Annotated in this window: 14 protein-coding genes and 1 pseudogene; 4 read left to right on the top strand and 11 right to left on the bottom strand. The window is 66.5% G+C overall.

All coding sequences use genetic code 11. The features are described from left to right. Nucleotides 1-45: 45 nt before the first annotated feature. The 4 genes from yidC to rpmH all read right to left on the bottom strand — a co-directional run bounded on the left by yidC (nt 46) and on the right by rpmH (nt 2,690). Nucleotides 46-1,716, bottom strand: a complete 1,671-nt coding sequence (gene yidC / locus EDC62_RS09465) for a membrane protein insertase YidC (protein WP_124223014.1) — start codon at nt 1,714-1,716, stop codon at nt 46-48. Then, nucleotides 1,713-2,093: a membrane protein insertion efficiency factor YidD gene (gene yidD / locus EDC62_RS09470; RefSeq protein ID WP_124223015.1), complete on the bottom strand. Its 381-nt coding sequence runs from the start codon at nt 2,091-2,093 to the stop codon at nt 1,713-1,715. The genes yidC and yidD overlap by 4 nt, the downstream gene beginning before the upstream one ends. Continuing rightward, nucleotides 2,090-2,491, bottom strand: a complete 402-nt coding sequence (locus tag EDC62_RS09475) for a ribonuclease P protein component (RefSeq protein WP_124223017.1) — start codon at nt 2,489-2,491, stop codon at nt 2,090-2,092. The genes yidD and EDC62_RS09475 overlap by 4 nt, the downstream gene beginning before the upstream one ends. Before the next feature lie 64 nt (nt 2,492-2,555). Beyond that, nucleotides 2,556-2,690: a 50S ribosomal protein L34 gene (gene rpmH, locus EDC62_RS09480; protein ID WP_124223019.1), complete on the bottom strand. Its 135-nt coding sequence runs from the start codon at nt 2,688-2,690 to the stop codon at nt 2,556-2,558. A 241-nt stretch (nt 2,691-2,931) separates the two neighbouring features. Here rpmH and dnaA point away from each other — a divergent pair, with 241 nt between their 5' ends. The 3 genes from dnaA (at nt 2,932) to gyrB (ending at nt 8,263) form a co-directional block, all read left to right on the top strand. Further along, complete coding sequence (gene dnaA / locus EDC62_RS09485; protein ID WP_124223265.1) at nt 2,932-4,299, top strand: chromosomal replication initiator protein DnaA; 1,368 nt, start codon at nt 2,932-2,934, stop codon at nt 4,297-4,299. A 126-nt stretch (nt 4,300-4,425) separates the two neighbouring features. After that, a complete protein-coding gene (gene dnaN, locus EDC62_RS09490; protein ID WP_124223021.1) occupies nt 4,426-5,544 on the top strand; it encodes a DNA polymerase III subunit beta in 1,119 nt (372 codons plus the stop codon). An 85-nt stretch (nt 5,545-5,629) separates the two neighbouring features. Continuing rightward, nucleotides 5,630-8,263 (top strand): DNA topoisomerase (ATP-hydrolyzing) subunit B, encoded by a 2,634-nt coding sequence (gyrB, locus tag EDC62_RS09495; protein ID WP_124223023.1) that lies wholly within the window; start codon nt 5,630-5,632, stop codon nt 8,261-8,263. Between the two features lie 35 nt (nt 8,264-8,298). Here the strand turns inward: gyrB and EDC62_RS09500 are convergent, their stop codons facing one another. The 7 genes and pseudogenes from EDC62_RS09500 to EDC62_RS09530 all read right to left on the bottom strand — a co-directional run bounded on the left by EDC62_RS09500 (nt 8,299) and on the right by EDC62_RS09530 (nt 14,338). Further along, nucleotides 8,299-8,487 carry a hypothetical protein gene (locus tag EDC62_RS09500; protein ID WP_124223025.1) on the bottom strand — a complete coding sequence of 63 codons (189 nt, stop codon included), beginning with the start codon at nt 8,485-8,487 and terminating at the stop codon, nt 8,299-8,301. Nucleotides 8,488-8,616: 129 nt separating this feature from the next. After that, on the bottom strand, nt 8,617-8,826 hold the full coding sequence (locus EDC62_RS09505; protein WP_124223027.1) for a heavy-metal-associated domain-containing protein: 210 nt from the start codon (nt 8,824-8,826) through the stop codon (nt 8,617-8,619). 47 nt (nt 8,827-8,873) lie between these two features. Further along, nucleotides 8,874-9,311 (bottom strand): HIT family protein, encoded by a 438-nt coding sequence (locus EDC62_RS09510; protein ID WP_245968828.1) that lies wholly within the window; start codon nt 9,309-9,311, stop codon nt 8,874-8,876. A 62-nt stretch (nt 9,312-9,373) separates the two neighbouring features. Beyond that, nucleotides 9,374-9,562 carry a hypothetical protein gene (locus EDC62_RS09515; RefSeq protein WP_124223031.1) on the bottom strand — a complete coding sequence of 63 codons (189 nt, stop codon included), beginning with the start codon at nt 9,560-9,562 and terminating at the stop codon, nt 9,374-9,376. A 63-nt stretch (nt 9,563-9,625) separates the two neighbouring features. Continuing rightward, on the bottom strand, nt 9,626-11,071 hold the full coding sequence (locus tag EDC62_RS09520) for an HDOD domain-containing protein (protein ID WP_124223034.1): 1,446 nt from the start codon (nt 11,069-11,071) through the stop codon (nt 9,626-9,628). Between the two features lie 272 nt (nt 11,072-11,343). Next, nucleotides 11,344-12,157 (bottom strand): annotated as a pseudogene (locus tag EDC62_RS09525) (NYN domain-containing protein); the annotation flags it as partial. Nucleotides 12,158-12,163: 6 nt separating this feature from the next. Next, nucleotides 12,164-14,338 carry a dehydrogenase gene (locus tag EDC62_RS09530; RefSeq protein ID WP_211330977.1) on the bottom strand — a complete coding sequence of 725 codons (2,175 nt, stop codon included), beginning with the start codon at nt 14,336-14,338 and terminating at the stop codon, nt 12,164-12,166. Between the two features lie 136 nt (nt 14,339-14,474). Here EDC62_RS09530 and EDC62_RS09535 point away from each other — a divergent pair, with 136 nt between their 5' ends. Then, entirely contained in the window at nt 14,475-15,785 is a 1,311-nt protein-coding gene (locus tag EDC62_RS09535) for an iron-containing alcohol dehydrogenase (protein WP_124223038.1), read from the top strand. Nucleotides 15,786-15,788 lie beyond the last annotated feature (3 nt).

Consider the following 15,788-nt stretch of genomic DNA (forward strand, 5'->3'; position numbering starts at 1 on the left):
CACGCGACCCATGATGCAGCGGTGCGGAACTGCAGCGCCCGGCCATCAACGGAACTTGGGCAGGTGCAGCTTCGGCGGCACGCCCATGCGCACGTTGATGATCCATTGCTGCACGATCGAGAGCACGTTGTTGGTGAACCAATAGAGCACCAGGCCCGAGGGGAAGAAGAAGAACATGACGCTGAAGATCAGCGGCATGAACCACATCATCTTGGCCTGCATGGGGTCGGGCGGCGCAGGGTTGAGCGCCGTTTGCAACAGCGTGCTCGCCGTCATCAAGAGTGGCAGGATGAAATACGGATCGGGTGCCGAGAGGTCCTTGATCCACAGAATCCAGGGCGCGCCGCGCATTTCCACGCTCGAGAGCAACACCCAGTAGAGCGCGATGAACACCGGGATCTGGATCATGATCGGCAGGCAGCCGCCCATCGGATTGACCTTCTCCTCGCGGTAGATGCGCATCATCTCCTGCTGCATCTGCTGCGGATTGTCCTTGTAGCGCTCGCGCAGCTCCATGATGCGCGGGTTGATCGACTTCATCTTCGCCATCGACGCATAGGCCTTGGCGTTGAGCCAGTAGAAGGCGATCTTGAGCAGCACCACGAGCGCCACAATCGACCAGCCCCAGTTGCCCAGCACCGCATGGAGCTTGTCGAGCAGCCAGTAGAGCGGCTTGGCCAGTATCGTCAGCCAGCCATAGTCCTTGACCAGCTCGAGGCCCGGGGCCAACGCTTCGAGCACTTTTTCTTCCTGCGGACCGACGAACAACTGGGCCTGGGCCCGCGCGGAAGCGCCCGGCGCCAGCTCGGCCAGCGGCGTGATCATGCCCACCGCGTAGAGGTTGTCGCCGACCTTGCGGACGAAGTTCTCACGCGGCGTGCCGGCGGGCAGGATCCAGGCACTGGCGAAATAGTGCTGCACCATCGCCACATAGCCGTCCTTGGCCTCGCGGACGAAATCGGCTTTGCCTTTGGCGATCGCGTCGAAATCGATTTTTTGATACTTGCCCTGTTCCGTGTAGACCGCGGGCCCGGTGAACGTCGAGTAAAACTTCGATTCACCCTCGAGCTTGTTGCCGTCGCGCACGAGTTGCAGATAAACCTTGGGCGCCACGGCGGCCGAGCCGACGTTGAGCACCTCGTGCGTGACGTCGATCGCGTACGAACCGCGCCGCAGCCGGTAGGTCTTGACGAGTTGCACACCGTCCTTGGGGTCGGACTCGAAGCGCAGCACCAGCTCATGGGCCCCATCGGCCAGCACCCGCTCGCCGCTGAAACGCATCGGCGTCTGGTGATTCGGCCCATGGGCGCCGACCAGGCCTGTCTGCGCCACGTAAACCCGCTCGGGGCTGAGTTCAAACAGCCGCTGCGGCCGGCTCGGGTCGGTGCGGTCGGGGTATTTCAAAAAGGCCGAGCCGACGATCGAGCCGCCCTCGGTGTCGAAGCTCAGTTCGAGCACATCGGTGCGCACGTCGATACGCTCCCGCGGCGCGGTGCGCACCGCAGGCTCGGCCGCCGCGACCGCAGCAGCGGGCGTCGCCGAAGGCACCGGCACCGCGCCCGAAGCGGCCCCGGAAGCCGCACCCGAGGCCGCGGGGGTCGCGGGCGTGGGGAAAAACGTCGCCTTCTGTCCGTTGTAGACCTGCCATTGGTCCCACAACATCACCATCGAAAAGCCAAAGACCACCCACAGGATGGCGCGCCGAATATCGTTCATGAGCGTTTCGTTTCTCGCGGGGGATAGGGTTGTGGCACGACCGCGTCCGTTCGTGCCGAAGCGGCATCGCCCTCTGGACCCACCGAAACGGCGGACTCGGGCGAAATCAAGCGGGAAAATAGGCGCGGCGGCTCGGCGGGCACGGGGTCACAGCCGCCGGCACACCAAGGATGGCAGCGCAGCAGCCGCCGCGTCATGAGATAGCTGCCCGTGAGCGCGCCGTGGCGCTCGATCGCCTCGAGCGCATAGCGCGAACAACTCGGCTCGAAGCGGCAGGCATTGCCCAGCCAAGGACTGAGCATGAAGCGGTAGGCCCGAATCAGCCCCAGGAGCACGCGCTGGGGCAAGCGCTGGAGCGAACGCCAAGCGGTCGTCATGAGGGCTGGCCTCCTGCAGCGGCTGCGCGGTGCAGCGCCAGACGCAGCAAGGCTTCGAGTTCGCTGCGCACGGCGCGCCGCAGCGGCTCGGAGGTCGCGCTCTCGAAAACTTTGGGGTCGAACGGTGCGCATAAGCGCAAGACATAAGCACCGGCCGGCGCCAGCGGCAGCGCACGTTCGCCGAGCTCGAGCATCTGCCGTCGGATCGCGTTGCGCGTCACCGCGCGGCGCGCCCAGCGCTTGGGCACGACCGCGCCCAAGGCATGACCTTGCGCGGCGTCGAGCCGGTGCAGTGCGAAATGGGCGCTGCGCACCCACACACCGGCCGCCAAAACCTGCTGGAACTGCGCACGGGTTTTGAGCCGTCCGACCGATGCGGACCGCGTCGGGCCATGCATCGGGGGCTCATCGACCGCAGCCGGCTGAGCGACGCGCACGGCGCAACGGACGATCGGGGGTGACTCAGACGGCGAGGCGCTTGCGACCTTTGGCGCGGCGCGCCTTGATCACGGCACGGCCACCGCGGGTCTTCATGCGAACGAGAAAACCATGGGTCCGCGCGCGACGCGTTTTCGATGGCTGATAGGTGCGTTTCATGGGGGTATCCTCGACGGGAAAACGTAGGGCAAAACAAACCCGGGCGACGAAAGTCGCTCAGGGAAAACGCGCGATTATCGCAAAATTCGGCCAAGCCGCCTCAAACCGGGGGCCTGAGGGTTTTCTCGGGCGATGTGGACAAGCGCTGCGTAGACTAGAATCCGCAGCCCTCGCGATCCGATTTATCCACAACATGCCCACCGCCCCCGCCTCCGCTTTGCTGCCTGACGGCTCGTCACCGATGGGGGCGCCTGACCTGTGGCAGGAGTGCCTGGAGCGCATGGCCCAGGAGCTGCCCGAGCCGCAGTTCAACACCTGGATCAAGCCGCTCGGGGCGCAGGTCAGTGAGGATTTTTCCAAGGTCACGGTGTTCGTGGCCAACCGCTTCAAACTCGACTGGATCCGCGCCCAGTATGCGCAGCGCATCGCGCAAGTGCTGAGCGAGATTTACGGCCAGTCGGTGCATCTGGAGTTAGCGATCACTCCGCGTGAAGCTCCCGCGAAATCAAGCCTGGTGCAGCGCGAAGCGCCGCCGGCGCCCAGCGCAGAGGCCACGGCGGAGCCGGTGCCCGAGCCGCGCGCGGCGGCGCGCCACCGGCTCAATCCGTTGCTGACATTCGACACCTTGGTCGAGGGTTCGGCCAACCGCATGGCGCGTGCGGCGGCGCTGCATGTCGCGACCATGCCAGGCCAGATGTACAACCCGCTGTTCATCTACGGCGGCGTCGGTCTGGGCAAGACGCATTTGGTGCATGCGGTGGGCAACCGGCTGCTGGCCGACCGGCCCGAGGCCAAAGTTCTCTACATCCACGCCGAGCAGTTCGTCTCGGATGTGGTCAAGGCCTATCAACGCAAGACCTTCGACGAGTTCAAGGAGCGCTACCACTCGCTGGATTTGCTCTTGATCGACGATGTGCAGTTCTTCGCCAACAAGGACCGGACGCAGGAGGAGTTCTTCAATGCGTTCGAGGCCCTGCTGGCCAAGAAAAGCCACATCGTCATGACCAGCGACACCTATCCCAAGGGACTGACCGACATCCACGAGCGGCTGGTCTCGCGCTTCGACGCCGGGTTGACGGTGGCGATCGAGCCGCCCGAGCTCGAAATGCGGGTGGCGATCCTGATCAACAAGGCGCGCGCCGAAGGCAGCGAAATGCCCGAGGACGTGGCGTTCTTCATTGCCAAGAACGTGCGCTCGAACGTGCGCGAACTCGAAGGCGCGCTGCGCAAGGTGCTGGCCTACAGCCGCTTCAACCAGAAGGAAATCTCGATTCAGCTCGCGCGCGATGCGCTCAAGGATCTGCTGTCGATTCAAAACCGGCAGATCAGCGTCGAGAACATTCAAAAAACGGTGGCCGACTTCTACAAAATCAAGGTCGCCGACATGTACAGCAAGAAGCGCCCGGCGAGCATCGCGCGGCCACGGCAGATCGCGATGTATCTGGCCAAGGAGCTGACGCAAAAGAGCCTGCCCGAGATCGGCGAGCTCTTTGGCGGCCGCGACCACACCACGGTGCTGCATGCGGTGCGCAAGATCGCCGCCGAGCGCCAGCAACTGAGTGAGCTCAACCAACAACTGCACGTGCTCGAGCAGACGCTCAAGGGATGACGGCGGCGTGACGGGAGCCGTGGCCGAAGGCAACGCTGAATTGACGGAAAATGCGGCTTGGGTTTGCCCCTGCGCCCCCGTGCGGCCCCGAGACGGCTGCGGCGCCGACTCCAACCAGAGGAAGACATGATCGTATTGAAAGCGCGGCAAGATGCCGTCCTGGCCGCTCTGCAGGCCGTCTCCGGCATCGTCGAGCGGCGACACACGCTACCCATCCTCGCCAATGTGCTCATACGCAAAAACGGCGGCGAAGTCGAGCTGACGACGAGCGACCTCGAAATCCAGATCCGCACCCACGCCGAACTTGGGGGCGACCCCGGCCCCTACGCGACGACGGTGGGTGCGCGCAAGCTCATCGACATCCTGCGCACGCTGCCGGCCGATCAGACGGTGAGCCTCGAATCGCAGCAGGCCAAGCTGATCCTCAAGGCGGGCAAAAGCAAGTTCACGCTGCAAACGCTGGCGGCAGAAGACTTCCCGCTGGTGCAGGAGTCGCCGACCTTCGGGCCGGCCTTCGAGGTCCCGCAAGGCACGCTCAAGAAGCTGCTTGCCGAGGTGAGCTTTGCGATGGCGGTGCATGACATTCGCTACTACCTCAACGGCATTTTGTTCGTCGCCGAAGGCAGCAAGCTCGCGCTGGTCGCCACCGACGGGCACCGGCTGGCCTACTCGGCGGCCACGCTCGCGAACGAGGTGCCGCGTCAGGAAGTGATCCTGCCGCGCAAGACCGTGACCGAGTTGCAGCGGCTGCTGTCCGACGCGACCGGCGAGACGCCGCCCATGCTGCGCATGCAGTTCGCGAACAACCAGGCGAAGTTCAGCTTCGGCGCGCTCGAATTCGTCAGCAAACTCGTCGAGGGCAAGTTCCCGGACTACAACCGCGTGATACCGCGCAACCATCGCAATGGCTTCACGATCGGCCGCACCGCGCTGCTCGCCAGCCTGCAGCGCGCGGCCATCCTCACCAGCGACAAGTTCAAGGGGGTGCGGCTCAACATCGAGCCGGGCGTGCTGCGCGTGGCCGCAACGAATGCCGAGCAGGAAGAGGCCGTGGACGAGCTCGACATCGACTACGGCGGCGAGGCGATCGAGATCGGCTTCAACGTCACCTACCTCATCGACGTGCTGCAGAACATGAGCCAGGACCTGGTGCGTTTCGAGCTGCAGGACGGCAACAGCTCGGCGCTGATCACCCTTCCCGACCACCCCGATTTCAAATACGTGGTGATGCCCATGCGCATCTGAGATGCAGCGAAAAAGATAGCAACAAGTGAGCAAAACCCGCCGGCGTTGGCGGGTTTTGGCCATTCAAACGACCGAGAAAACCGATATGACCGACCCCCGCCAGCCCCAGGACGACGTGCACACTGGGCCCGCGACGCAGGACAGTTCCAACTTCCAGCCGACCATCGACGCCCATCAGGCCGGCGCGAGCGAAGGCTATGGCGAAAGCGCCATCCAGATCCTCGAAGGGCTCGAGGCCGTGCGCAAGCGCCCGGGCATGTACATCGGCGACACCTCCGACGGCACGGGCTTGCATCACCTGGTGTTCGAGGTGGTGGACAACTCGATCGACGAGGCGCTCGCCGGCCATTGCGACGACATCGTCGTCACCATCCACACCGACAACTCGATCAGCGTGGTCGACAACGGCCGCGGCATCCCGACCGGCATCAAGTGGGACGACAAGCATGAGCCCAAGCGCTCGGCCGCCGAGATCGCGCTCACCGAGCTGCATGCGGGCGGCAAGTTCAACCAGAACAGCTACAAGGTTTCGGGTGGCCTGCATGGGGTGGGCGTCTCCTGCGTCAATGCGCTCTCGAAGTGGCTGCGCCTGACCGTGCGCCGCGAGGGCAAGGTGCACCAGCTCGAGTTCAGCCGGGGCGCGGTCGTCAACCGGCTCATCGAGGTCATCGACGGTGTCGAGGTTTCGCCCATGCGGGTCGTCGGCCCGACGGAAAAGCGCGGCACCGAGGTGCATTTCCTGCCCGACACCGAAATCTTCAAGGAAAACAACGAGTTCCACTACGAAATCCTGGCCAAACGGCTGCGCGAGCTCTCGTTCCTCAACAACGGCGTGCGCATCCGCCTCAAAGACGAGCGCAGCGGCAAGGAAGATGATTTTTCAGGCGCGGGCGGCGTCAAGGGCTTCGTCGAGTTCATCAACAAGGGTAAGCAGGTTCTGCACCCGCACATCTTCCACGCCATCGGTGACCGCCAAAGCGACCAGGGCACCAACATCGGCGTGGAAGTCGCCATGCAGTGGAACAGCGGCTACAACGAGCAAGTGCTCTGCTTCACCAACAACATCCCGCAGCGCGACGGCGGCACCCACCTCACGGGTCTGCGCGCGGCGATGACGCGGGTCATCAACAAATACATCGAAGAAAACGAGCTGGCCAAGAAAGCCAAGGTCGAAGTCACCGGCGACGACATGCGCGAAGGCCTGTGCTGCGTGCTCTCGGTCAAGGTGCCCGAGCCGAAATTCAGCAGCCAGACCAAGGACAAGCTCGTCTCGAGCGAAGTCCGCGGCCCGGTCGAAGACATCGTCTCGCGGCTGCTCACCGACTACCTGCAAGAGAACCCGAGCGACGCCAAGATCATCTGCGGCAAGATCATCGAAGCCGCCCGCGCCCGCGAAGCCGCGCGCAAGGCCCGCGACATGACGCGCCGCAAGGGCGTGCTCGACGGCATGGGCCTGCCGGGCAAGCTCGCCGACTGCCAGGAGAAAGACCCGGCGCTGTGCGAGATCTACATCGTCGAGGGCGACTCCGCCGGCGGCAGCGCCAAGCAGGGCCGCGACCGCAAGTTCCAGGCCATCCTGCCGCTGCGCGGCAAGATCCTCAACGTCGAAAAAGCGCGCTACGAGAAGCTGCTCACCAGCAACGAAATCCTCACGCTCATCACCGCGCTCGGCACGGGCATCGGCAAGGCCGGGGGCGAGGGTTCGGGCGGTGAGGGCAAGGATGACTTCGACGTCGCCAAGCTGCGCTACCACCGCATCATCATCATGACCGATGCGGACGTGGACGGCGCCCACATCCGCACGCTGCTGCTGACCTTTTTCTACCGGCAGATGCCCGAGCTCGTCGAGCGCGGCCACATCTACATTGCGCAGCCGCCGCTCTACAAGGTCAAGGCGGGCAAAGAAGAGCTCTACCTGCAAGGCCAGGCCGACCTCGACCGCTTCTTGCTGCGCGTCGCGCTGCACCAGGCACGGCTCATCACCCGCAGCGAACCCGACGGCCGCGTGCCCGAAGGTGCCGAAATCACGGGCGAGGCGCTCGAAGCGCTCGCGCGCAAACACCAAGCCGCCGAGGGCGTGATCGCCCGTCTGTCCGCGTTCATGGACGCCGAGGCGCTGCGCGCCATCGCCGACGGCGTGCGCCTCAACCTCGACACGCTCAACGACGCGCAAGCCAGCGCGCAAGCCCTGCAGACCGCGCTGCGCCAGCTCGCCACCACCGGCGCACCGGCCGAAGTGGCCGCTGAATTCGACGTGCGCAGCGACAAACCCATCCTGCGCATCAGCCGCCGCCACCACGGCAACGTCAAGAGCAGCGTCATCACCCAAGACTTCGTGCACGGCGCCGACTACGCCGCGCTGGCCGACGCCGCCGACACCTTCCGCGGCCTGCTTGGCGAGGGCGCACGCGTGGTGCGCGGCGAGGGTGAGCGCCGCAAGGAAGAGCGCGTGAACGACTTCCGCAGCGCCATGCGCTGGCTGATCGCGCAAGCCGAAGCCGCCACCAGCCGCCAGCGCTACAAAGGCCTGGGCGAAATGAACCCCGAGCAGCTGTGGGAAACCACCATGGACCCCGCCGTGCGCCGCCTGCTGCGCGTGCAAATCGACGACGCCATCGAAGCCGACCGCGTCTTCACCATGCTCATGGGCGACGAAGTCGAGCCCCGACGCGATTTCATCGAGACGAATGCGCTGAGGGCGGCGAATATTGATGTGTGAGCGCCCGAGATAAGCTACCTCGCGTTTCAGTCAGCCTAAATCCGGCAGTTGGGCGCGCCTGGGCGGGTCGTCATCGGGCGCGCGGGCAAGGCGCAAACCACAGCCATGGCGACTGCCATGGCGAGGATTTGCAACGCCGCCCCCGCGCCCGAGGGCGGCTCGAACGGGTGCGCAGCGCTCAGCCAAGCGGTGAACGGCTTTTGCACCAAAAACGGTCGAAACATCAACACCTTGCATTCAGCTCAAAGCGATCAACTGCCGGATTTAGGGTCAGGGCAACGCTGAACAACCAGCGCAGAAACGCAAGCTCCGCGCCGTCCCTCGGCAAGCTTGTATGAGTCATCGAGGCCCCCTTACGCCACCCATGCCTCATACCCCGCCTCCGCCAGCGCAGCGAGGATGTCTTCGGGGGCGATCATCGCGGTGTGCTGGACCCAGGCGGTTTGGGTGACGAGGTCGACTTCGGCTTGCGCGACGCAGGGCAGGTCTTGCAGTTCGAACATCACGGCATCGGCGTCGGCCTGGGTTTGCAGGGCAGGGATGCGGAAGGTGGTTTCGGGCATGGTCGGTCGGGATCGAAAGGCTTTGTTCTGGCCATAGGGCTCGCGGTTCACGGCCCGCGCCAATACACCGCGCGCTCGGGCAGCACCCAGCGCAGGCCGCCGCGGGGGTCGGGCACGTCGCCGTGGTGGCGCGGGATGAGGTGCATATGCAGGTGCGGCACGGTCTGACCGGCGGCGGCGCCGTCGTTGATGCCGAGGTTGAAGCCGTCCGCGCCGTGTTGCGCGAGCACGAGGGCGCGGGCTTCGTCGATGAGCGCGATCAGATCGGCGCGTTCGGCCTCGGTGGCGTCGAACCAGGATGCGATGTGCCGCCGCGGCACGGCGAGGGCGTGGCCGGGATGCAGCGGGTGCGCGTCCCACAGCAGCAGCGCGTGCGGGCGCGCCCGCACGATGCGCTCGGGGGCGACGGCGCAAAAGGGGCAGGCGGAGGCTGCGGGCGATGGGGGCGCCTCGGCCGAGGCGGGAACGCCTATCGGCGCCGCCAATTCAGCCTCTTTTTGCGGGTTTGCCGGCATGAAATGGACCTCGAGCGCTATTGTTTTTGAACCTAAATCCGGCAGTTGGGCGCGCCCGAGCGGGCCGTCATCGGACGCGCGGGCAAGGCGCAAACCACGGCCATGGCGGGCGCCATGGCGAGGATTTGCAACGCCGCCCCCGGGCCCGAGGGCGGCTCGAACGGGTGTGCAGCGCTCACCCAAGCGGTGAAGGGCCTGCGCACCGAAAATGGTTGAAACATCAACACCTTGCTTTTCGCGAGTAGCGGTCAACTGCCGGATTTAGGTTGAATTCTCACAACCCATCAGCCCGACGCGCTCTTGGGCAGCGCGCGGATCACCACGTCGGCCTGCAGCGCGAAGGACCGGAAGGCTTCGGCCATTTCTTCGTCGAGGCGGCGCCGCGACGGCTGGTTGTCGGCGTAGATGAAACCGATGACCTTGCCGTCGACGGTCAAGGCGGCAAGCAGGCCGTCGGCCGACTGGCTGCAACTTCGCACGGCCACGGGCGGCGGGCGCGCATCGTCGAAGTGATGGATGGCACCGGGCTGCAGCAGGGCCGTGACCGCGGGGCCGGCCGCCATCTGCCATTGCGTGCGCCAGTCACCGAGCGACCGGCCCACGGCCATGCGCGCCTGCAGCCGGTCGCGTTGCGGGGTGTAGAGACACAGCACGGCGCGGTCGAAGCCGGCGGCCCGGTGCAAGCCTTCGAGGCAGGCATCGAACACCAGCGGCAGGTCTTGGCGCTGGCTGGCGAGCGTGGTCATCTCGGTGAGCACGCGTGTGACGTCCCGCCAGACGATGACCGTGGGCTCGGACGGCGCAGCGACCTCGGCCTCAGGGGGCTCAGGCCGGGCAGGCTCGGGCGGCGCGATGGGGATGAGTTGGGCGACCTCGGGCGTACCCATCGCGACGGCCAGCGCGCGGCCCTCTTCGGCGTTGTGTTCGAGGCAGCGGCGCGTGTCCTCCTCGTTGGCATCGAATTCCGCTGCCACCGCGGCCACCGCACGCCGGGCCGCGGCGCTGTCCCAACCAGCCTGCACCGCAGCCTCGATCTGCTGGGCGAGTTCGACCGGATGGCTGGGCGTCGTGAAGTGGCTCAAGCCCCATTCGTCGAGCAAAAAGTCGCCCAAACGGCGCAGGCTGGTGCCCAGGACTTCGACCTCGGCTCTTTCGGCGGGCAGGCCGCGCGCCAGCGCCTGCTCGAGGCGCTCGGCACACAGGCCGCCGAACGACCAAAAGGCGAGTTCGCCAACGGCGGCGAGCATGGCCTCGGTGGCGCGCTGCTCGGCGCGCTCGCGGTCATGGCTCATGCGGTACTCGATGTCGCGCGCCTGAACGGCGATGTGCAGGGCGCGGGCCAGCGCGCGCTGCAGCCGTGGGCGATGGCGCGCGGGGCCGTCGCCGAGCGTTTCGAACACCAAGGCCGACACGGCCAGCGTCCGGACGCCGTTGATGCCGAGCACCGCGACCGCCCGGCTGACGGTCGACACCTTGGACAAGCCGAGGTAAGCCGCATTGGCTGCACGCACCACGCGCGCGGTGAGGCCGGGGTCATGCAGGATGGTTTCAGCGACCTGGTGACCCGAAGCCGTGCGGCTGCTGGTGACGCGCAACAGCTCCTGCAAGACGAGTCCGAACGAGGGCAACTCCTGCTGCGCCATGTGCGCGGCCAATTCGGCCGCCGAACACGACGGAATCGCCGTGCCGGAAGCCACGGGCGTCGCGGATGCCGGCGGAGGTGTGCTCATGGGGGCTGGCTTTCAGTCGGCTTCGCCCTGGGGCACGGGCGCGACCGTGGGCGTGGCGGCGGTGGGCCGGGGGCTGCGACGACGGCGGGGCGCAGCGACCGCAGACGCGGCAGCGGGCTGGCCGGACTCGGCCGCGCTCTCGGTCGGGCTGCGCCGCCGGCGCGCGGTGCCGCGCTTGGCCTCGGCCGGCGCGGGCGGGCTCGGTGCAGGCGCGGGTGCGGGCACAGCCGCAGGCTCGGCCGGCACGGTCGCGGCCGCCGCCACCGCGGGCTTGGCGGCGCCGCTGCGGTACACGTAGGCGCCGGATTTTTCATCGCGGCCGAATTCGAGTAGGCCGCGTGCCTGCGCTTCTTCGAGCAGGTTGCCGAAGGTCCGAAAACCGTAATAGCTTTCGCTGAAGTCGGGCCGGCGGCGCTTGATCGCTTCCTTCAGCACCGAAGCCCAGATCTTGCCGCTGTCGCCGCGTTCGGCCATGAGCGCGTCGAAGGTCTCGGCGACCAGTTCCAGCGCCTGCTGCCGCCGCCGTTCGAGATCTTCCTTGGGGCTTCGCGGTGCGGCACCGCTCGCCTCGGTCGCGGGCGGTGCACGGCGGGCGGCGCGGCGTTGGTCTTCGCGCACCAGGTCGTCGTAGAAGATGAATTCGTCGCAGTTGGCAATCAGCAGGTCGGAGGTCGATTGCTTGACGCCCACGCCGATGACGCGTTTGGCGTTCTCGCGCAGCTTGGAGACCAGCGGCGAAAAATCCGAGTCGCCGCTGATGATGACGAAGGTGTCGACATGGCCTTTGGTGTAGCAGAGGTCGAGCGCATCGACGACGAGCCGGATGTCGGCCGAGTTCTTGCCCGACTGGCGCACATGCGGAATTTCGATCAGCTCGAAATTCGCCTCGTGCATGGTGGCTTTGAAGGTCTTGTAGCGGTCCCAGTCGCAATAGGCTTTCTTGACGACGATGCTGCCTTTGAGCAGCAGCCGTTCGAGCACGCGCTTGATGTCGAATTGGTCGTACTTGGCATCGCGCACACCGAGGGCGACGTTCTCGAAATCACAAAAAACCGCCATGCTGACGGTATCGCTGGGGCTAGCCATGGGTGTTCAGGTTCTCGTTTTCGGAGTTTTTTTGACGGCCGAGCGGACTGCGGCAGGGCGCTCGGCCGGGGCCGGCGCGGTGCTGGTGCGCGGCGCAGCCTTGCGCGCAGTCGGACGCGCAGAACGGCGCGCGCGCGCTGCGGCCTGCTCGGCACGGCGCATGAGGGCGAGCTCGCGTACGCGCTCGATGTCTTCGTCGCTGAACGGGCCGTTGACACCGGAGATGGCCGCGAGCTTCATGCCGTGCTTGAGACCGAGTTTGTAGATCTCGCGCACCTTTTCCCACTCGATGTTGCGGCCGACGGTGAAGGGCTCGAAGCGGCCTTCGAGGCACAGCACCACGGTTTCGGCCACGCAGGCGTAGGCGACGTTTTTCGGCAAGCCGATGTTCTTCATCTGCACGTCGCCGGGCAGCTCGATCTCGCCAGACTCGATCACCAGCACGTCGGGCCGCTTGGCGACCTCCTCGGGCGGCAGGTCCAGCGGCCGCGCCACGTCGGTGATGACGCAGCCGGGCTTGACCTTCATGATGTCGAGCACCTTCTTGCCCGCGCCCGAGGTGGCGGTGACGATCATGTCCATGTCGCCGGCCAGGCGCTCGGCCTGCGCCGACACGCGCAGCTTCGCGTCGGGCGTTTCGCTGAGGATGGATTCCTTGAGGGCCAGCAGCTTGGCCGGCTCGGGCGCGACCAGCACCACCTCCCGCGCCACCTTGGCCAGCAGGCGCGCGCAGACCGAACCGATGGAGCCGGTGGCGCCGACGACCATGGCCTTGAAATCCACCCGGCCCTTGCCGCGGGGCTTGGGCAGCAGGTTCAGCCGCAGCAACGCGTCGTGCGCGGCCCACAGTGCGCCCGAGGCGCTGTAGGAATTGCCGGTGGTGATGGGCAAGGGCGCGCGACGCGCGACGGTCACGCCCGCATCGCCGACCACCTTGGTAAAGGCCCCCAGGCCCATGATCTGCGCGCCCAGGCGCCGCGCGAGTTCAGCCGCGTCGAGCAGACGGCGGTAGGTGAACTCGGGCGGGTGGGACATGATCTCCTTCGGTGTGCCGCCCACCGAAATCAGCCAGCCTTCGGCCTCGACACCCGTGGGTGAGCGGATGCCCGTGACGCGCGAATACACGAACGGCGGCGCATACGCCATGATCTTCTCGAGCGTGTCCATGGCCACCGGCGGCGCCACGCGCGAGAGCACCTCGATCGGCTTGACCTTTTTGAAGTACTCCTGCGACAGCGGGTGGATCACGAAGGCAAAGCGGTTGACGCGCTTGAATCCATTGGGGTAGAGCAGGCGCGGCGCGAGTTGCTCGCGCTCGATCGCTTCGAGCACCTCGTCGGGGCCGAGCGATTCGGGCTCGCGCCCGGTGGCGGCGAGCATCATCGCCTCGAGCAGCGCGGGACCGACCGCATGGCCCGCCACCTCGGGCGCCGCGTCGACGACGAGATGCACGCCTTTGTCGCGCAGGGCTTCGAGCCGCGCCTCACTCACGCCGGCCGTCACGATCGTCTTGCCGCCGAGTTCCTCGAGGCCGAATTCGTCGAGACGATGCACCGGCGCGACGACCACATGGGCCTTGGCCAGAGCGCGGCGCAAGACAAAGCGCGTCCAGTCTTTGAGAGGGCCGGAGGCCAGAAGGTCGGGCGGCGTCCAGTCGGTCACGTAATGCGCGCCGGCGAGATAGCGCTGTAGCCCATCGAGCGAGGTCAGCATCTTGGGCACACCCAGCTGCAGCAACGCGTCGGCAAACTGCAGATTCGGTGTGTATTCGGCCAGCGTCGCCGCCACCTTCAGATGCTCCTGCCCGGAGAGCACGAGCACGCGCGCGTTGTTGAAGTAGTTGCCCAGCGTCTGCTGCGTGTGGCGCACGGCCCACTCCATGAACAGCGTGCCGAGAGGTTCGCCGGTCGTCACCGGCGCGTGCCGCACCTGCGCGCGCATCGCCGCACGGTCGCGCTCGATGGTTGCGGTGGTGCGCTTGGGCGCGGCATCGCGCACGACCCCAAGCCCGATCGCCGCAGCCTTCTTGTCCCACTGCCGCAACAACTTGCCTGCCCGCGTGAGCGAGCCGTCGGTGCCCAGACGCCGCACCTGGAGCGGAACGCCGAGAAAGCGGGTTTCAAAGGAAAAATCCTGGGCCGAGGACCCCAGGCTGATCCCGATCACGGTTTTTATGCTCATCGTCGGTCTCCTTGTGGGCTTTTGCTCTTGTTTGCTCTTGTCCTGTGGAGTGCTGCGCCTACACAGCCCCCGGTTCCCCGCGCATGATGCCACCAGTTTCCCACGGTTTTTCCGCATCCGTTTCGAGGAGTTACCCATGTCTTCGTCGACCGTATCCATCGTCCAGACTGCCCGCACCCTGGGCCTCATGACCGCCAAGCGGGCCGCGGGCTTCGTGACCCGGCTGCTGCCGATCCCTCAACCTTCGTTGCTCGTGGGGCCGGACTCGAGCCTGCGCCTGGCCGAAGCCATCGGCGACTTCGGCCACCGCAAGATCCTGTTCGTCACCGATGCGGTGGTGACGAAACTCGGCCTCGCGCGGCCGATGATCGAGGCGCTCGAAGCACGCGGCTCGAAGGTGGCGGTTTTCGACCAGGTCTTGCCCGATGCGCCCATCCCCGTCATCGAGGAGGGCATTGCGCGCTTCGAGGCCGAGCACTGCGACGCCATCGTCGCCTTCGGCGGCGGCTCGGTCATGGATGCGGCCAAGGTCATCGGCCTCGCTGCGGCCAACGGGCGCCATCCGCGCGACCTGGTGGGTTACTTCCGCGGCCGGCGCGGTCCCGCGCCACTCTATGCCGTGCCGACCACGGCCGGCACCGGCTCGGAGGTGACGGTCGCAGCCGTGATCTCCGACCCCGAACAGCACCGCAAGTACGTGGTCGCCGACACCCGCATCGTGCCGCGGATGGCGGCGCTCGACCCGAAATTGATGATCGGGCTGCCGCCGGAAATCACCGCAGCAACCGGCATGGACGCCTTGACCCACGCGGTCGAGGCCTTCATCGGACTGTGGGGCACGCCGACCACCGACCGCCTCGCGCTCTCCGCCACCAGCATGGTCTTCGAGTACTTGCCGCGCGCCTATGACCGGGGCGACGACCTCGAAGCGCGCGAGAAAATGGCGCTGGCCGCGACCTACGCCGGCATGGCGTTCACGCGCGCCAACGTCGGCTACGTGCATGCGATCGCGCACCAGCTTGGCGGCCTCTACCACACGCCCCACGGCTTGGCCAACGCCATCGTGCTGCCGCATGTGCTGCGCGCGCTGCTGCCGCAAGCCGCACCGAAGCTCGCCGTGCTCGCCGAGCGGGTCGGACGGGCCGGGCGCAAAACCAAGCTCGAAGACCGCGCCCTGGCTTTCATCAAAGCCGTGGAAGCGATGAACGAGCGCTTGGGCATTCCACGCACGCTCGCCGCGCTGCGCGCCGAAGACATCCCCGCGCTCGCGCGCGCCGCCGCGCATGAGGCCGATTTCAACTACCCCGTGCCGCGGGTGCTGAGCCTCGAGGAAATCGAAGCCATCCTGCGCGCCTTGCTGCCCGATGCCGCCCCGACCGCCCGCGCCGGTACGCGCACCCGCCGACGCTCGGCCCAAGCGCCGGGGACGTATTCGGCGTTGCCATAATCC

The sequence above is a fragment of the Tibeticola sediminis genome, assembly GCF_003843835.1.
In the GTDB taxonomy this organism is placed as follows: Bacteria; Pseudomonadota; Gammaproteobacteria; order Burkholderiales; family Burkholderiaceae_C; genus Tibeticola; species Tibeticola sediminis.